Source organism: Streptomyces sp. NPDC058632, assembly GCF_042717095.1.
Lineage (GTDB): Bacteria > Actinomycetota > Actinomycetes > Streptomycetales > Streptomycetaceae > Streptomyces.
The window spans coordinates 46,434-63,339 of record NZ_JBHXQZ010000046.1 but is presented as its reverse complement, the minus strand read 5'-3'; the positions used below and the strand labels follow the sequence as shown (position 1 = coordinate 63,339).

Annotated in this window: 14 protein-coding genes and 1 riboswitch; of the genes, 10 read left to right on the top strand and 4 right to left on the bottom strand. The window is 70.4% G+C overall.

The genetic code is table 11. The features are described from left to right. Positions 1–40: 40 nt before the first annotated feature. Both ACFWVE_RS19135 and ACFWVE_RS19130 read right to left on the bottom strand, forming a co-directional pair. The gene (locus ACFWVE_RS19135; protein ID WP_384015391.1) at positions 41–1,879 is read right to left on the bottom strand and encodes a hypothetical protein; all 1,839 of its coding nucleotides are present in this window, start codon (positions 1,877–1,879) and stop codon (positions 41–43) included. Positions 1,880–2,596: 717 nt separating this feature from the next. Continuing rightward, positions 2,597–2,806: a hypothetical protein gene (locus tag ACFWVE_RS19130; protein WP_384015386.1), complete on the bottom strand. Its 210-nt coding sequence runs from the start codon at positions 2,804–2,806 to the stop codon at positions 2,597–2,599. Positions 2,807–2,937: 131 nt separating this feature from the next. On the opposite strand from ACFWVE_RS19130, the gene ACFWVE_RS19125 reads away from it, so the two are divergent. Then, the gene (locus ACFWVE_RS19125) at positions 2,938–3,912 is read left to right on the top strand and encodes a carbohydrate kinase family protein (protein ID WP_384015383.1); all 975 of its coding nucleotides are present in this window, start codon (positions 2,938–2,940) and stop codon (positions 3,910–3,912) included. 63 nt (positions 3,913–3,975) lie between these two features. Here the strand turns inward: ACFWVE_RS19125 and ACFWVE_RS19120 are convergent, their stop codons facing one another. After that, positions 3,976–5,436, bottom strand: a complete 1,461-nt coding sequence (locus ACFWVE_RS19120) for a cysteine desulfurase/sulfurtransferase TusA family protein (RefSeq protein ID WP_384015380.1) — start codon at positions 5,434–5,436, stop codon at positions 3,976–3,978. 422 nt (positions 5,437–5,858) lie between these two features. On the opposite strand from ACFWVE_RS19120, the gene coxB reads away from it, so the two are divergent. The 4 genes from coxB (at position 5,859) to ACFWVE_RS19100 (ending at position 10,398) form a co-directional block, all read left to right on the top strand. Beyond that, the gene (gene coxB / locus ACFWVE_RS19115) at positions 5,859–6,851 is read left to right on the top strand and encodes a cytochrome c oxidase subunit II (protein WP_384015378.1); all 993 of its coding nucleotides are present in this window, start codon (positions 5,859–5,861) and stop codon (positions 6,849–6,851) included. After that, positions 6,848–8,584, top strand: coding sequence for a cytochrome c oxidase subunit I (ctaD, locus tag ACFWVE_RS19110; RefSeq protein WP_384015375.1), 1,737 nt, complete (start codon positions 6,848–6,850; stop codon positions 8,582–8,584). The genes coxB and ctaD overlap by 4 nt, the downstream gene beginning before the upstream one ends. Continuing rightward, complete coding sequence (locus ACFWVE_RS19105; protein ID WP_384015372.1) at positions 8,581–8,979, top strand: cytochrome c oxidase subunit 4; 399 nt, start codon at positions 8,581–8,583, stop codon at positions 8,977–8,979. The genes ctaD and ACFWVE_RS19105 overlap by 4 nt, the downstream gene beginning before the upstream one ends. Before the next feature lie 159 nt (positions 8,980–9,138). Next, complete coding sequence (locus ACFWVE_RS19100; protein ID WP_384015369.1) at positions 9,139–10,398, top strand: Ig-like domain-containing protein; 1,260 nt, start codon at positions 9,139–9,141, stop codon at positions 10,396–10,398. A 15-nt stretch (positions 10,399–10,413) separates the two neighbouring features. On the opposite strand, the gene ACFWVE_RS19095 is transcribed toward ACFWVE_RS19100, so the two are convergent. Beyond that, positions 10,414–10,815: a hypothetical protein gene (locus tag ACFWVE_RS19095; protein ID WP_384015366.1), complete on the bottom strand. Its 402-nt coding sequence runs from the start codon at positions 10,813–10,815 to the stop codon at positions 10,414–10,416. A 201-nt stretch (positions 10,816–11,016) separates the two neighbouring features. Here ACFWVE_RS19095 and ACFWVE_RS19090 point away from each other — a divergent pair, with 201 nt between their 5' ends. From ACFWVE_RS19090 to trpD, 5 genes are all read left to right on the top strand, one after another. Continuing rightward, positions 11,017–11,628 (top strand): heme-copper oxidase subunit III, encoded by a 612-nt coding sequence (locus ACFWVE_RS19090; protein ID WP_266072024.1) that lies wholly within the window; start codon positions 11,017–11,019, stop codon positions 11,626–11,628. 79 nt (positions 11,629–11,707) lie between these two features. After that, positions 11,708–12,520 carry a c-type cytochrome gene (locus ACFWVE_RS19085; RefSeq protein ID WP_384015363.1) on the top strand — a complete coding sequence of 271 codons (813 nt, stop codon included), beginning with the start codon at positions 11,708–11,710 and terminating at the stop codon, positions 12,518–12,520. Next, positions 12,517–13,575: a Rieske 2Fe-2S domain-containing protein gene (locus ACFWVE_RS19080; RefSeq protein ID WP_384015360.1), complete on the top strand. Its 1,059-nt coding sequence runs from the start codon at positions 12,517–12,519 to the stop codon at positions 13,573–13,575. Before ACFWVE_RS19085 ends, ACFWVE_RS19080 begins: the two co-directional genes overlap by 4 nt. Beyond that, the gene (locus ACFWVE_RS19075) at positions 13,572–15,233 is read left to right on the top strand and encodes a cytochrome bc complex cytochrome b subunit (RefSeq protein ID WP_384015356.1); all 1,662 of its coding nucleotides are present in this window, start codon (positions 13,572–13,574) and stop codon (positions 15,231–15,233) included. Before ACFWVE_RS19080 ends, ACFWVE_RS19075 begins: the two co-directional genes overlap by 4 nt. A 191-nt stretch (positions 15,234–15,424) precedes the next feature. Continuing rightward, on the top strand, positions 15,425–16,489 hold the full coding sequence (trpD, locus tag ACFWVE_RS19070) for an anthranilate phosphoribosyltransferase (protein ID WP_384015353.1): 1,065 nt from the start codon (positions 15,425–15,427) through the stop codon (positions 16,487–16,489). A 106-nt stretch (positions 16,490–16,595) separates the two neighbouring features. Next, positions 16,596–16,712: riboswitch (SAM riboswitch) on the top strand. Positions 16,713–16,906: the final 194 nt, after the last annotated feature.

Below are 16,906 nucleotides of genomic sequence, written 5' to 3'. Positions count from 1 at the left end.
GTTCGAACGGGACCGCCGCCTTCGGGCTTTCAGTCTCCCGTCACCGCTGTGAAGGCGGTGCGGGCAGCCGCGCGCCGTCCTTGCGCAGCGGCACCGGCTCCCCGTCGGCGTCCACCACCTCGCGGGCGCCCAGCGGGGCGTCGAGCCGCACCGTCTGCTGGTACTGCTTGGCGATCAGGATGCAGACCTTGTCCGGCCAGGGCGTCTCGGTCACGGTGACCGTGACCCGGCCGCCGCTCTCGCCCGCCGCCGCCTCGTAGTCGGCGCACACCCCGCCGGTGAAGGTCACCGTCAGCTCGTCGCCCTGGGCGGTGTAGCCCTCGACGGCGACCTCGCGCGCCGTCGGCGACGAGGTCGGCCGGTCACCGTCCCCCGGCTTCGCCGGTTCCGTGCCCGACTCCCCGGGCCGTGCCCGCGGGGCGAGGTATTCCGGCTCGACCGCCGGATACGTCACCGTGCCGCCGTCCTGCGCACTGGTCGGCCGTACCTCGAACAGCCAGGACGGCACGAGTGCCTGCTGCCCGTCCACCGCGTGCGCGGCCAGCCCGAACACCGCATCCTCGACGACGACCGTGTCCTCGGCGGGCAGGGCCGACGCCGTGACGCACGGCTCCTGCCGCTCCTGCCGGTCACCGTCCTCCAGCGGTACGGGAGTGGCGCAGCCGCCGGTCTCCGCGCGCCCGCCGGCGCCGGGTGCCGTGTTCAAGAGGTTCAGCGCTTCCCCGGCGCTCACCACGGGGTACGTGTCCGCCTTCACCGGCGCCGACAGCCGGCCGCTGCCGCCGACCACCTCGCCACCGGCGCCGACGACCACGCCGGTCGTCCAGCCGTACGTCGGCAGCCCGCCGACCTCCGGCTCCGCGTTCACCACCCGCTTGACGCCCATGACCTGGCCGGCGTCGAGCTTCGCGTCGTCCTGGCCCAGCGCCTTCAGCACGGGCGCGGCGGCCTTCTTCGCGGCCTCCTCGCCCACCGCGGGGGCGTTGCCGGCCGACGGGGCCTCGCACGTCTCACCCTTGCCCGTGCAGGCGTCGGGTCCCGGCGTGTACCGGCTGAACGTCCAGGTGCCGGGGGCGCCGCGGTCCACCCGCAGCGTGGGCCCGCTGCCGTCCTTGCCGCCGATCCGCCAGGCCTCGCCCTCCGCCACCGGCTTCCCGTCGACCCCGAGCACCTTCGCGAGCCCGGCCACCTGCGCCTCGGTGACCTGCCCCCGGGCGTGGTACACCGGCGCCGCGTCGGGACCCTCGGGGAGGGCGCCGTCGGCGCGGTAGGTGGCACCGTACGGGTTGGGCTCACCCGGTGCGATGCCGTGCGTCCCGCCCTCGGCGTAGGCGTCGAGGGTGAGCGGCGGGGGAGTGCCGTCCCCGTTCGCCCCCGGAGTCGTACCGCCGCCCGACCCACCGGAGACACTGGCGGCGAGGTAGGCCCCGCCGCCTCCGGCCAGCAGTACGGCGGCGGCCACCGACGCGACGAGCACCGGCGACCGCCGCCGCCCGGCTCCGTGCCCGTCCCCGCCGCCGTGTACGCCGGAGGGGACCGCGCCGACGCCGTGGCTCGCACCGGTACGCCCCTCGCCCACGTCCGGCACCGCACCGTCGCCGACGGCTGCCCGTACGGGTGAGGGCCCGGCCCCGACCGTGCCGGTCCCCCGCTCCTCGGCCGTCGCAGCCCCGTCCCGGGCCCGAGGGGCCTCCTCCACGGGCTCGCTCGCGGCGGCCCGTTCCCCGCCGCCGTCCGCCCCCGCGGCATCGCTTCCGGCGTCCGTGCTCTCCGACGGCGACGCCCCGGTGACATCGGCCCGTACGGAACCGGCCTTCCGCGCCTGGGTTTCGGCGGTGGTTGCCTGCGGTTCCCCGGGTGCCGCCCCGGTGGCGCTCACGTCCGAACCCGGACCCGCGGTGTCCGGCGCCGACGGCGCGGTGACGTCGGTGGGTGCGGAGTCGGCCTCCGCCTCCCCGGTGGGCGGAGCTCCGGTCCCGGTGGCGGCGGGTGCCGGCTGCCCACCCCGGACCCGGGGAGCCGTCCCGGACCCGCTCTTCGGGTCCCGCTCTTCGGTGCCGTCCGCCGCGGTACCGGTCGTCGGCTTCCCGGTCGTAGGCCTCCCGGTCGTCGTTTCCCCGAGCTGCGGGGGGCGGCCGGTGCGGGGTTCGGCCGCCTTCGGGGACCCGGCCCCGCCCCCGGGGGTCCCGGACTCGCTCTCCGGCACCCGGCCGCCCTCCGCCCCGGCGTCCCCGGTGTCCGCCCCCGGTTCCTCGGCCCCGCCGGTCTCCGGAGCGGGTTCTTCGGGGGAGGATCCGGGCGTGGCGGCGTCGTCCCGGGGCCGGGCGCCCTGCGGGGTGTCCGCGCCGTCGGCCGAAGCGCCCCCGGTGTCGCGCGCGCTGTCGGAGGCCCGTGCCTCGGCGTCGTCGTTGTCGGGTCGCTCGGTGTTCACCGCATCGCTCCTTCGGCTGCACAGCTGTCCCTGAAGACCCTGCCCGGTCGCACCCGGACTGCTGGGGGGTCGTATCCGACGTCCCCTTTACGGGGGACGGCGATGGGACGCAGCGGGGGAGCGCACGGTTCCCCGGGCGCCGGTCCGGCCGCGGAAGAACCCGGCTCAGTCGCCGTACTCGGACATCGCGTCCAGCAGCCGGGCCGAGGACGAGGGCACGGACACGCCGTGGATCAGGGACGGGGAGACCGGGCGGGCGGCGCCCCGGTCCGGTGTCGTCCAGCGGGGAGCCATCCGGGCGCAGTCGCCGCGCAGCGACGCGAGGTCGCCGTCGAGGTCGGCCTGAGTGGGGGCGTGGACCTTGAGGTTCGTCATATCGGCACCGTATGCATGCCGCAGGTCACGGCGAAAGATCTACTATCGGGTAGTTTTGTCGGGTCTCCAACGGGCGGCCCGCACCAGATAGCGTGGACCGTCAATCCCCCTCCCTCAAGAGAGTCCCCGCCGTGCGCATCGCAGTCACCGGCTCCATCGCCACCGACCACCTCATGACCTTCCCCGGCCGCTTCGCCGACCAGCTCGTCGCGGACCAGCTGCACACGGTCTCGCTGTCCTTCCTGGTCGACAACCTCGATGTACGCCGGGGAGGCGTGGGCGCGAACATCGCCTTCGGCATGGGCCAGCTCGGCACCCGGCCGATCCTGGCCGGCGCCGCGGGCTTCGACTTCGACGAATACCGGGCCTGGCTGGAGCGGCACGGCGTCGACACCGGATCCGTCCGTATCTCCGAGACGCTGCACACCGCCCGCTTCGTGGTCACCACGGACGCCGACCACAACCAGATCGGCTCCTTCTACACGGGCGCGATGAGCGAGGCCCGGCTGATCGAGCTGAAGACCGTCGCCGACCGCGTGGGCGGCCTCGACCTGGTCCTCATCGGCGCCGACGACCCGGAGGGCATGCTCCGGCACACCGAGGAGTGCCGGAGCCGGAACATTCCGTTCGCCGCCGACTTCTCCCAGCAGATCGCCCGGATGAACGGGGAGGAGATCCGGATACTGCTGGACGGAGCGACCTACCTCTTCTCCAACGAGTACGAGAAGGGGCTCATCGAGAGCAAGACCGGCTGGTCCGACGCCGAGATCCTCGGCAAGGTCGGCCACCGCGTCACCACCCTCGGCTCCCGCGGGGTGCGTATCGAGCGTGCCGGCGAGGACCCCATCGAGGTCGGCTGCGCCCAGGAGGAGCGCAAGGCGGACCCGACAGGAGTGGGCGACGCCTTCCGCGCCGGGTTCCTGTCCGGGCTGGCCTGGGGCGTCTCGCTGGAGCGTGCCGCTCAGGTCGGCTGCATGCTCGCCACCCTGGTCATCGAGACGGTCGGCACCCAGGAGTACCGGCTGAGCCGCGCCCACTTCATGGAGCGCTTCGCCCAGGCCTACGGCGAGGAGCCCGCGGCCGAGGTGAAGAAGTACCTGGTCTGAAGCACCGGCGGTTCACGAACCCCGGGAGCGACCGAACCCCCGGGGGCCCGAGCCCCCCGCCGTTCACGAGACCCGGCGGACCACATGGGCCGAGCCCCGGTCCGCCGGCTCCTCACCCACGTACTCCTGCCCACGCATCTCGCACCACGCCGGGATGTCCAGCCGGGCGGCCTCGTCGTCCGCGAGGACCCGTACCGTGCCTCCCACGGGCACGTCGCCGATCACCCGGGCCAGCTCGATCACCGGCACCGGGCACCGCCGGCCCAGCGCATCAACGACCAGCGCATCCACGGCCAGCGCATCGACAGCCGCGGCATCGACGGCCGGCACGTCCACGACCGGGGCGCCGCTCACCTCGTGGTCCCGCCCCGCGTCCCGTACGCCCCCGGCCGTCACCGGCGCCCCCAGCTTCTCCCGCACCCTCTCCACCACCCCCGGCAGGACCGTCAGGAACCGCTCGACGTCCTCGGCCGGTGTCCCCGGCGGCAGCGAGACGCGGACGTTGCCCTCGCTCAGCACCCCCATCGCCCTCAGCACATGGCTCGGGGTGAGCGTGCTGCTCGTGCACGACGAACCCGACGACACGGAGAAGCCGGCGGCGTCCAGCTCGTGCAGCACCGTCTCCCCGTCGACATAGAGACAGGAGAAGGTGACGATCCCCGGCAGCCGCCGCTGCGGATCGCCGGTCACCTCCACCTCCGGCACCAGCGCCGGCACCCGCACCCGGATGCGCTCCGTCAGTTCCCTCAGCCGGGCCGCCTCCGCGGCCGCCTCGGCGCGCACCGCCCGCAGCGAGGCCGCCGCGGCCACCACCGCCGGGATGTTCTCGAACCCGGCCGCCCGCCCCGACTCCCGTTCGTCCAGCGGCCCCTGGGGAGCGAACCGCGTCCCCTTGCGCACCACGAGCAGCCCGACACCCGAGGGGCCGCCCCACTTGTGGGCGCTCGCCGTGAGCAGCGACCAGTCGCCCGCCACCGGCCCCCAGCCCAGCGACTGGGCCGCGTCCACCAGCAGCGGCACACCCGCCGCCCGGCACGCCCCGGCCACCCCGGCCACCGGCTGCACCGTCCCCACCTCGTGGTTGGCCGACTGGAGACAGGCCAGCGCGGTGTCCGGCCGCAGCGCCCCGGCGAAGGCGTCCGGGGCCACGGCACCCGTGCGGTCCACCCCGACCTCGGTGACCGAACCGCCCCGCGCCTCGTGGACTTCGGCCGCATGGAGTACAGAAGAATGTTCGACCGCCGACACGATCAGGTGGCGCCCCACGCGCCGGCGCCCGGCCAGCGCCCCCTCGATCCCGGCGTGCACCGCCCGCGTGCCGGACGGCGTGAACACCAGCTCGTCCGGGCGGCATTCCACCGTCTCCGCCACCGCCTCGCGCGCCGCGTCCAGCAGCAGCCGGGCCCGCCTGCCCTCCCGGTACAGCCGCGCCGGATCGGCCCACCCCTCGTCCAGCGCGGCCAACAGGGCCTGACGGCCGACGGGATGGAGCGGAGCGGCGGACGCGGCGTCGAAGTAGGACATACGGCAACGGTAAGCCGCGGGCCCGGCCGAGGAGAGGGAGGGGACACGGAGGGGAGGAGGGATGCGGAGAGGGAGGGGACGCGGAGAGGCGCGGGCGCCCGGGCCACGGCCTGGGGGCACCTCCCACGCCCTCCGGGCATGGGGGAGGCCGGAGCGCGCGGACACCGGAGCCCTCCATGCCCGCCGGGCCCGGCCGTTGCCACCGCACAAGCCGCACTCCCGGCCATTGGGTGCGCCTCCCCACCCCTTCGGGGTGACGGGCGGCGCGTATGCCCCCCTCCCCGCGACCCCCCGGAAGGCGTCGGCTAGGGTTTGGTCCGCATAAACATCCAAACCCCTGCCCGACGCAGGGCGGCGACCGACCAGCGAGAAGGCCAGGCCGCAGCCGTACAGCGCGGGCGAGACTCTCGGGAAGGCGCTACGTGAGTCCCAACGGCTCCGACCTCCCCCACTGCCTGAAGGGCGTGGGAGGTACCCCCAAGCTGCGGCGCCCGATGCGGCGGAAGCTGCTGCAGGCACTGACCGCGGGCCTGGTCCTGGCAACCGCCACCGGTTGCACATGGGAGGACTTCCCTCGCCTCGGTATGCCCACCCCCACCACGGAAGAGGCTCCCCGGATCCTCTCCCTCTGGCAGGGGTCCTGGGCTGCCGCGCTCGCCATCGGCGTGCTGGTGTGGGGTCTGATCCTGTGGAGTGCTTTCTTCCACCGGCGCAGTCGCACCAAGGTCGAGGTACCTTCGCAGACCCGGTACAACATGCCCATCGAGGCGTTGTACACCGTGGTTCCGCTCATCATCGTTTCGGTCTTCTTCTTCTTCACGGCCCGTGACGAATCCGAGCTCATGAAGCTCGAGGCGAAGCCGGACGTCACCGTGAACGTCGTCGGCTTCCAGTGGAGCTGGTGCTTCAACTACATCGAGAACGTCGAGGGTTCCACCGGCGACGCCAAGACCGCCAAGGAACTCGCCGGGGTCCCGGACCGCTACAAGAAGGCCTTCCCGGCCGACGCCGGCGGTGTCAACGACTGCGGCACCCCCTACACGCGGAACCCGCAGACCAACAACCCGGGCCCCACCCTGTGGCTGCCCGAGGGCAAGCGGGTCCGCTTCGTCCTGACCTCGCGGGACGTCATCCACTCCTTCTGGGTGGTGCCGTTCCTGATGAAGCAGGACGTCATCCCGGGGCACCCCAACGCCTTCGAGGTGACCCCCAACCGTGAGGGCACCTTCCTCGGCAAGTGCGCCGAGCTCTGCGGCGTGGACCACGCCCGGATGCTGTTCAACGTGAAGGTCGTCTCCCCCGAGCGCTACGAGCAGCACCTCAAGGAACTCGCGGAGAAGGGGCAGACCGGTTACGTGCCCGCCGGCATCGAGCAGACGAGCCACGAGAAGAACCGGGAGGCGAACATCCTGTGAGCATCCTCAACGAACCCCAGGGTGCCGCAGCGACTGTGGACTCCTACGAGAGTGAGCAGCCGGTCCGGCGCAAGCAGGCCGGCAGCGTGGTCGTCAAGTGGCTCACCACCACCGACCACAAGACGATCGGCACGCTGTACCTGGTGACGTCGTTCGTGTTCTTCTGCATCGGTGGCGTGATGGCGCTCGTCATGCGCGCCGAGCTGGCCCGGCCGGGCCTGCAGGTCATGTCGAACGAGCAGTTCAACCAGGCGTTCACGATGCACGGCACGATCATGCTGCTGATGTTCGCGACGCCGCTGTTCGCCGGTTTCGCGAACTGGATCATGCCGCTCCAGATCGGCGCTCCCGACGTCGCCTTCCCGCGGCTGAACATGTTCGCCTACTGGCTCTACCTGTTCGGCTCGCTCATCGCGGTCGGCGGCTTCCTCACCCCGGACGGGGCCGCCAGCTTCGGCTGGTTCGCCTACTCCCCGCTGTCGGACGCCATCCGCTCGCCGGGTGTCGGCGCCGACATGTGGATCATGGGTCTGGCGCTCTCCGGCTTCGGCACGATCCTCGGCGCGGTCAACTTCATCACCACGATCATCTGCATGCGCGCTCCCGGCATGACGATGTTCCGCATGCCGATCTTCACCTGGAACGTGCTGCTGACCGGTGTGCTGGTCCTGCTCGCCTTCCCGGTGCTCGCGGCGGCGCTGTTCGCGCTGGAGGTGGACCGGAAGTTCGGGGCGCACATCTTCGACCCGGCCAACGGCGGGTCGCTGCTCTGGCAGCACCTGTTCTGGTTCTTCGGCCATCCAGAGGTGTACATCATCGCGCTGCCGTTCTTCGGCATCGTCTCCGAGATCATCCCGGTCTTCTCCCGCAAGCCGATCTTCGGTTACATGGGTCTGATCGGCGCGACGATCGCGATCGCGGGTCTGTCGGTGACGGTGTGGGCGCACCACATGTACGTCACGGGCGGTGTGCTGCTGCCGTTCTTCTCCTTCATGACCTTCCTGATCGCGGTCCCCACCGGGGTGAAGTTCTTCAACTGGCTGGGCACCATGTGGAAGGGGTCACTGAGCTTCGAGACACCGATGCTCTGGTCGGCGGGCTTCCTGGTGACCTTCCTCTTCGGTGGTCTGACCGGTGTCATCCTGGCCTCGCCGCCGCTGGACTTCCACGTCTCGGACTCGTACTTCGTGGTGGCGCACTTCCACTACGTGGTGTTCGGCACGGTCGTCTTCGCGATGTTCGCCGGCTTCCACTTCTGGTGGCCGAAGTTCACCGGCAAGATGCTCGACGAACGGCTCGGAAAGATCACCTTCTGGACGCTGTTCGCCGGCTTCCACGGCACGTTCCTCGTCCAGCACTGGCTGGGTGCCGAGGGCATGCCGCGCCGTTACTCGGACTACCTGGCGGCCGACGGCTTCACCGCGCTGAACACGGTCTCGACCATCGCGTCGTTCCTGCTCGGCATGTCGATGCTGCCGTTCCTCTACAACGTCTGGAAGACGGCCAAGTACGGCAGGAAGGTCGAGGCCGACGACCCGTGGGGCTACGGCCGTTCGCTCGAATGGGCGACGTCCTGCCCGCCGCCGCGGCACAACTTCCTCACCCTGCCGCGGATCCGCAGCGAATCCCCGGCGTTCGACCTGCACCACCCGGAGATCGCCGCGCTCGACCAGCTCGAGAACACCGGTCACGGTGAGAAGGTCCTCTCCGGTGGCAAGGAGGCCGGCAAGTGAAGATCCAGGGCAAGATGTTCGTCTGGCTGAGCGCCTTCCTGCTCGCCGTGGCGGTCGTCTACGGTGTGTGGGCGAAGGAGCCGGTCGGTACCACGGCCCTCTTCCTGGCCTTCGGCCTGAGCATCATGATCGGCTTCTACCTGGGCTTCACCGCCCGGCGGGTCGACGTGGGTCCTCAGGACGACAAGGAGGCGGACGTCGCCGACGACGCCGGCGAGGTCGGGTTCTTCAGCCCGCACAGCTGGCAGCCGCTCGGCCTCGGCCTCGGTGGCGCGATCGCCTTCCTGTCCGTCGCCGTCGGCTGGTGGCTGATGTACTTCGCGGCACCGCTGGTCCTGCTCGGCCTCTGGGGCTGGGTCTTCGAGTACTACCGCGGTGAGAACCGCACCCAGTAGTACGCACCGGCAGTACGCATCAGCAGGACGGGCGACACGCGCAGGGCCCGGACACTCCGTCAGGAGCGTCCGGGCCCTGCGTCGCGTCTGCCGCAATGTGCATCACTCGTTCGAGTTATTCAGCGCGCCACAGTTGACGAGTCTCCCTAACGTGAGGTCATGAGACGTGATCCGCGAAACCGCACTGTCGTCGGCTGCGCGTTGCTGGTGACCGCCCTCGGCGCGGGCGTCACCGGCTGCTCCTCCGGCGCCGACCCGCTGTCCGCCGAGCCCTACGACGCGGCGGACCGGATCAGCTTCAGCGGTCCCTCCGAAGGGAAGAAGGCCGACCCGGACAAGCCCCTGGAGATCGTCACCGAGGACCCCGACGGGCGCATCACCGACGTCACGGCCGTGGACGCCGACGGCCGCCACGTGGCGGGCGAGCTCGCCGCCGACGGCAGCCGCTGGCACAGCACCTCCCCGCTCGTCGCCGACGCCGACTACACGGTCCGGGTCAGCACCGAGGACGAGGACGGGGCGCGGGGCCGCAAGGTTCTCACCTTCACCACCGGCAAGCCCACCGCCACCAAGAGCCTCGGTGTCGCCTTCGGCCCCGGAAAGGGCACCTACGGCGTCGGCCAGCCGCTCACCGCCGAGCTGACCGCGCCGGTCCGGGATCCCGTCCAGCGCGCCGTCGTGGAGCGCGGCCTGAAGGTGTCCTCCACGCCCGCGGTGGACGGCGCCTGGCACTGGGTGGACGACAAGTCGCTCCACTTCCGCCCGAAGGACTACTGGCCCGAGAACGCCACCGTCAGGATGCGCAGCACCCTGGAGGGCATCCGCATCGGAGACCGGCTGAGGGGCGGCAAGGCCGCGTCACTGACCCTCAGCACCGGCGACCGGGTCATAGCCGTCACCGACGCCGCCGCACACCGGCTGAAGGTCTACAAGAGCGGCGAGGAGATCAGGACGATCCCCGTCACCGCCGGCAAGCCCGGCTTCGAGACCCGCAACGGCGTCAAGGTCGTCCTCGGCAAGGAACGCCTCGTACGTATGCGCAGTACCAGCATCGGCATCGCCGAGGGCTCCTCCGAGTCGTACGACATGCCGGTCCACTTCGCCACCAGGGTGACCTGGAGCGGCGAGTACGTGCACGCCGCCCCCTGGTCCGTCGGCTCCCAGGGCTACGCCAACGTCAGCCACGGCTGCGTCGGCATGAGCACCGGCGACGCCGAGTGGTTCTTCGACACGTTCGGCCAGGGCGACCTCGTCGAGGTCGTCAACTCGGACGGCGAGACCATGGAACCGTTCGGCAACGGCTTCGGAGACTGGAACCTCAGCTGGGACCAATGGCGCGAGGGCAGCGCCCTGACGGGCGGCACCGGGGCCGGCCCCGCCCCCGAGGAGAAGGCACGCCTGCGTCCCCGGTCGGCATGATCCGCCGGACAGCTCCTAAGCGTTCAGGGAGTGCTTCTCCCGCAGCAGGGAGGCGAGGGCCGAGGCGAACTCCACCGGCTCCACCGGCAGCGTCACAGCGGCCTCCGCACGGCTCCAGGTGGCCAGCCAGGCGTCCTGGGGCCGGCCGATGAGCAGCAGCACCGGCGGGCACCCGAAGATCTCGTCCTTGATCTGCCGGCACACGCCCATGCCGCCCGCCGGCGTCGCCTCGCCGTCCAGGACGCAGACGTCGATCCCGCCCCGCTCCAGCTCCTTGAGGACGGCCGGGAGGGTCGCGCACTCCACGAACTCCACGACGGGCACGTCCGGGGCGGGCCGCCGGCCGGTGGCGAGCCGCACCTGCTCCCGGGTGCCGGAGTTGTCGCTGTAGACCAGCACCGTGGCGGTCGCCTGCATTGTTCCTCCACGCTTGTGAGGGGGCACGGCATCGTCGGGCACCAGTGGTGCCGATGGCGCGGATGCTACCCCTTCCGGCCGCTTGTCAACACTGGTTCGGACACCGCTTCGATGGGCCATCCGGGCAGTACAGGAGGGGCGGACACTCCGAACAGCACCCCCCGGGGTGAGGGCGGGATAAGCGACCGACATAATGTCGGCGTGGCGACAGCAACGACAGTAGACACCGGGCACGCGCACCCGTCGGTCAATCGACCGAACCTCACCAGCGTCGGAACCATCATCTGGCTGAGTTCCGAGCTGATGTTCTTCGCGGCCCTCTTCGCGATGTACTTCACCCTGCGATCGGTGACCGGCCCCGACTTCTGGTCGGAGAAGGCCGACACGCTGAACTTCCCGTTCGCGTTGACGAACACCACGATCCTGGTGCTCTCCTCCCTCACCTGCCAGCTCGGCGTCTTCGCCGCCGAGCGCGGTGACGTGAAGAAGCTCCGGGCGTGGTTCATCGTCACGTTCGTCATGGGTGCGGTCTTCATCGGCGGTCAGGTCATCGAGTACACCGAGCTGGTCAAGCACGAGGGCCTGTCCCTCTCCTCCGACCCCTACGGCTCGGTCTTCTACCTGACCACCGGCTTCCACGGCCTGCACGTGCTGGGCGGTCTCTTCGCCTTCCTGCTCGTCCTGGGCCGGACCTACGCGGCTCGGAGGTTCACCCATGACCAGGCGACGGCGGCCATCGTCGTGTCCTACTACTGGCATTTCGTCGATGTCGTCTGGATCGGTCTCTTCGCCACGATCTACATGATCAAGTAGGCGGACCCGAATCCGCGCGCTCGAAGAAGCGCACCTACCAGAAGCATCGACGCAGAAGATCCTGACACCGGGGTAATCCGTGAAAAAGCTCTCCGCACGACGACGCCACCCGTTGGCGGCGCTCGTCGTCCTGCTCCTCGCGCTGGCATGCACCGGGGGGCTGTACGCCGTGTTCGCACCCGCGAGCAAGGCGCAGGCCGACGAAACCGCCCAATCCCTCACCATCGAGGAGGGCAAGAAGCTCTACGCGGTCGGCTGTGCCAGCTGCCACGGCACCGGTGGGCAGGGCGCCAGCGACGGCCCGAGCCTGGTGGGCGTGGGCGCGGCGGCCGTCGACTTCCAGGTGGGCACCGGCCGTATGCCGGCCGCCACCTCGCAGGCCGCGCAGATTCCGCAGAAGAAGGTCGTCTACACCCAGGCCGAGATCGACCAGCTGGCGGCGTACATCGCCTCCCTGGGCGCCGGCCCGGCTGTTCCCACCGAGGAGCAGTACGGCCCCGAGGGCGCCGACATCGCCAAGGGCGGCGAGCTGTTCCGCAACAACTGCGCGCAGTGCCACAACTTCACGGGCAAGGGCGGTGCGCTCACGCACGGAAAGTACGCCCCGAACCTCGAGGACGTGGACCCCAAGCACATCTACCAGGCCATGCTCACCGGCCCGCAGAACATGCCTTCCTTCCCCGACGGTTCGCTGTCGGAGCAGAACAAGAAGGACATCATCGCCTACGTCAAGACGGTCAACAGCAGTGACAGCGTGAGCCCCGGCGGTATGTCGCTGGGCGGGCTCGGCCCGGTCAGCGAAGGCCTCTTCGGCTGGATCTTCGGCCTCGGCACCTGCATCGCCGTCGCCGTGTGGGTCGCAGCCCGGACCGCAAAGGCCAAGAAGTCATGAGTAGCCAAGAGACTCCCGAAGAGAAGATGCCTGCCGCGCAGGACACCCCGCACGGCGCGGTACGCGTCGCGGACGAGGAGAACCCGCTCGCGGACCCGGGCCTGCCGCCCCACGAGCACAGGATCCAGGACATCGACGAGCGGGCCGCCAAGCGGTCCGAGCGTACGGTCGCCCTCCTGTTCACGCTGTCGATGCTGGCCACCGTCGGCTTCATCGTCTCGTTCGTGACGATCCCGCACGACGAGTCGATCTACGTCTTCACGATCGGGCACATCAACGCGTTGAACTTCGCGCTGGGCCTGACCCTGGGCGTGGCACTGTTCACCATCGGCGCCGGCGCGGTCCACTGGGCCCGCACGCTGATGTCGGACCACGAGCTCACCGACGAGCGGCACCCGGTCTCCGCGCCGCCGGAGGTCCGTGCGCAGGTCATGGACGACTTCCGCCAGGGCGCGAAGGAGTCCGTGATCGGCCGGCGCAAGCTGATCCGCAACACGATGTTCGGCGCGCTGGCCCTGTTCCCGCTCTCCGGCGTGGTCCTGCTGCGCGACCTCGGGCCGCTGCCCGAGAACAAGCTCCGCCACACCCTGTGGGCCAAGGGCAAGCTGCTCATCAACATGAACACGGACGAGCCCATGCGGCCGTCCGACATCCTCGTGGGCTCGCTGACCTTCGCCAAGCCCGAGGGCCTGGACGAGCACGAGCACGGGTTCATGAACGAGATCGCCAAGGCCGCCCTGATGCTCGTCCGTATCGAGCCGGAGGACATCAAGGACAAGCGCGAGCTCGAGTGGTCGCACGAGGGCATCGTCGCGTACTCGAAGATCTGCACCCACGTCGGCTGCCCGGTCTCCCTGTACGAGCAGCAGACGCACCACGTGCTGTGCCCCTGCCACCAGTCCACCTTCGACCTTGCCGACGGGGCCCGGGTCATCTTCGGTCCCGCCGGTCACGCCCTGCCGCAGCTGCGCATCGGTGTGAACGACGAGGGCTATCTCGAAGCGCTCGGCGACTTCGAAGAGCCCGTCGGTCCTTCGTTCTGGGAGCGCGGATGAGTACTACGACCAGCACCACGAATCCGTCGGGCGCCGACCGGCCGGGCCGCTCCCGCGGAAAGGCCCCGGCCGGCGAACGCGTCGCCGACTGGGCCGACGGCCGGCTGGGGATCTACTCCCTGGCCAAGGCCAACATGCGCAAGATCTTCCCCGACCACTGGTCGTTCATGCTGGGTGAGATCTGCCTCTACAGCTTCCTCATCATCATCCTCACGGGTGTGTACCTGACCCTGTTCTTCCACCCGTCGATGAACGAGGTGGAGTACCACGGCAGCTACATCCCGATGCAGGGCCAGCTGATGAGCGAGGCGTACAAGTCGACGCTCGACATCAGCTTCGACGTCCGCGGCGGCCTGCTGATCCGGCAGATCCACCACTGGGCCGCGGTCGTCTTCATCGCCGGCATGTTCGTGCACATGATGCGCGTCTTCTTCACCGGCGCGTTCCGCAAGCCGCGTGAGATCAACTGGCTGTTCGGCTTCCTGCTGCTCGTCCTCGGCATGTTCACCGGCTTCACCGGTTACTCGCTCCCGGACGACCTGCTCTCCGGTACCGGTGTCCGGTTCACGCAGGGCGCGATCCTGTCCGTGCCGATCGTCGGCACGTACATCTCGATGTTCCTGTTCGGCGGAGAGTTCCCGGGGGACGACTTCGTCGCCCGGTTCTACTCGATCCACATCCTGCTGTTGCCGGGCATCATGCTCGGCCTCGTGGTGGCGCACCTGATCCTGGTCTTCTACCACAAGCACACGCAGTTCGCGGGCCCGGGCAAGACCAACAACAACGTCGTGGGCATGCCGCTGCTGCCGGTGTACATGGCGAAGGCCGGAGGCTTCTTCTTCCTGGTCTTCGGTGTGCTGGCCGTCGTCTCGGCGATCGCCACGATCAACCCGATCTGGAACATCGGCCCCTACCGGCCGGACATGGTCTCCACCGGAGCCCAGCCCGACTGGTACATGGGCTTCGCCGAGGGTCTGGTCCGTGCCATGCCCGGCTGGGAGATCAACTTCTGGGGTCACACGCTGGCCCTGGGCGTCTTCGTCCCACTCGTGATCTTCGGAGTCTTCCTCGGGGCGATCGCGCTCTACCCGTTCATCGAATCCTGGGTGACCGGGGACAAGCGCGAGCACCACATCCTGGACCGGCCGCGCAACGCCCCGACCCGGACGGCGTTGGGTGTCGCCTGGGTCACCGGCTACATGGTCACGCTGATCGGCGGCGGCAACGACATCATCGCCACGCACTTCAACCTCTCGATCAACGCGGTCACCTGGTTCGTCCGGATCGGGTTCTTCGTCGGACCGGTCATCGCGTTCGTCGTCACCAAGCGGATCTGCCTCGGCCTCCAGCGCCGGGACCGGGACAAGGTGCTGCACGGCCGTGAGTCGGGCATCATCAAGCGCCTGCCGCACGGTGAGTTCATCGAGGTCCACGAGCCGCTCAGCCAGGAGCAGCTGCACACCCTCACGGCGCACGAGCAGTACGAGCCGGCCGAGATCGGCCCGCTCGTCGACGAGAACGGTGTCGAGCGCAAGGTGAAGCCGCTGGAGAAGCTGCGCGCCAAGCTCAGCAAGGGCTACTACGGCGAGGAGTCCCAGATTCCGAAGCCGACCGTCGAGGAGTACAAGGAGATCACGAGCGGCCACGGCCACCACTGATCCCCTCACCGCCTCAACCGCCCTCCCAGGCAACCGAGTCGCCACACGACTGCGAAGGGCCCCCGTCCGAGGACCGGACGGGGGCCCTTCGTCGTGCCCCGGGATCGATAGGGTGGGGGCGAAACCCCCAGCCATCCGTCCGTCGAAGACCCATCCGTCTGTCGAGGACGTCGAGGACCCAGGAGCGGCCGATGAGCGCTGTGACCCCCGCAGGAGGCGACACCGCGGCGGGCCGCTCCTGGCCCGCCCTGCTGAACGGCCTGCTCGACGGCCACGACCTGTCCGCCGACGACACCGCCTGGGCGATGGACCTGATCATGCGCGGTGAGGCCACCGACGCGCAGATCGCCGGATTCGCCGTGTCCCTGCGGGCCAAGGGCGAGACCGTCGAGGAGATCACCGGCTGCGTCCGGGCGATGTACGACCACGCCATCGGCATCGAGGTGCCCGGCGAGACCGTCGACATCGTCGGCACCGGCGGCGACGGCGCCAAGACGGTGAACATCTCCACGATGTCCTCCATCGTCATCGCCGGCACCGGGGCGAAGGTCGTCAAGCACGGCAACCGGGCCGCCTCCTCCGCGTCCGGCGCCTCCGACGTCCTCGAGAAGCTCGGCGTCAACCTGGAGCTGACCCCGCAGCGGGTCGCCGAGGTCGCCGAGGAGGCCGGGATCACCTTCTGCTTCGCGGTGAAGTTCCACCCGGCGCTGCGCCATGTGGCGGCGGCGCGAGGACAGCTGGGCATCCGGACGGTGTTCAACTTCCTCGGCCCGCTGGCCAACCCGGCCCGGGTCCGGGCCCAGGCCGTCGGGGTCGCCGACCCGAGGATGGCCCCGATCATGGCCGGCGTGTTCGCCGGGCGCGGCCACTCCTCGCTGGTGTTCCGCGGAGACGACGGCCTCGACGAGCTGACCACCACCGGCCCCTCGACGGTGTGGGTGGTCCGGGACGGCAAGGTGACCGAGGAGCGCTTCGACCCGCGCGACGTCGGCATCGAGCCCGTACCCCTGGAGGCCCTGCGCGGCGCCGACGCCTCGTACAACGCGGAGGTCGCCCGGCGGGTGCTGGACGGCGAGCACGGCCCGGTGCGGGACGCGGTGCTGCTGAACTCGGCGGCGGCGCTGGTGGCGCTCGAGCCGGGCACGGGGACGCTGGCGGAGCAGATCCGGGCCGGGATGGCCAGGGCCGCCGAATCGATCGACTCGGGCACCGCCCGGCGGGTTCTGGAGCGCTGGGTGCTGGTCAGCAACGCGTGAGCCGCGTACGAGCGGTACGGCAGGTGTGAGAGCGCGGTCCGGTCCGTCCAGGATCCGGACCGCGCCTTGCGCGTGCCGCGGGCCCGTGTGGCAGGATGTGGGACCAGGTCATGAGCGACAGCCATCAGGCCCCGGCCGGCTGTCCGGCAACCCTCCGTCCGTGGCGGGGTGCCCCGGGTGAGGACCAGGCCGTGAGCAGCAGGGCTCGCGGCAAGCGCGGGCCCCTCGCACTCGATCGAGTGAGACACCAGGGGTCCTGGTCGTTCGAGGGAGCCTTCCGTTGAGCAAGCGAATGCGTTAGGGCGCTTCTGACGGGCCTTTCCAGGCCGCAGAGCCCCGCCTCCGCAGATTCCTCTCCACCTTCTCCCACGCTCGAGCCGTGTGCGCTCGCGTGGTGGTTCCGCCTGCTGTCACGGG

What these genes read in the sequence shown, in the direction of transcription:
- ACFWVE_RS19095 (WP_384015366.1), bottom strand. Translation starts at nt 10,815, where the DNA reads ATGCAGGCGACCGCCACGGTGCTGGTCTACAGCGACAACTCCGGCACC.
- ACFWVE_RS19120 (WP_384015380.1), bottom strand. Translation starts at nt 5,436, where the DNA reads ATGTCCTACTTCGACGCCGCGTCCGCCGCTCCGCTCCATCCCGTCGGC.
- ACFWVE_RS19075 (WP_384015356.1), top strand. Translation starts at nt 13,572, where the DNA reads ATGAGTACTACGACCAGCACCACGAATCCGTCGGGCGCCGACCGGCCG.
- ACFWVE_RS19080 (WP_384015360.1), top strand. Translation starts at nt 12,517, where the DNA reads ATGAGTAGCCAAGAGACTCCCGAAGAGAAGATGCCTGCCGCGCAGGAC.
- trpD (WP_384015353.1), top strand. Translation starts at nt 15,425, where the DNA reads ATGAGCGCTGTGACCCCCGCAGGAGGCGACACCGCGGCGGGCCGCTCC.
- ACFWVE_RS19100 (WP_384015369.1), top strand. Translation starts at nt 9,139, where the DNA reads ATGAGACGTGATCCGCGAAACCGCACTGTCGTCGGCTGCGCGTTGCTG.
- ACFWVE_RS19130 (WP_384015386.1), bottom strand. Translation starts at nt 2,806, where the DNA reads ATGACGAACCTCAAGGTCCACGCCCCCACTCAGGCCGACCTCGACGGC.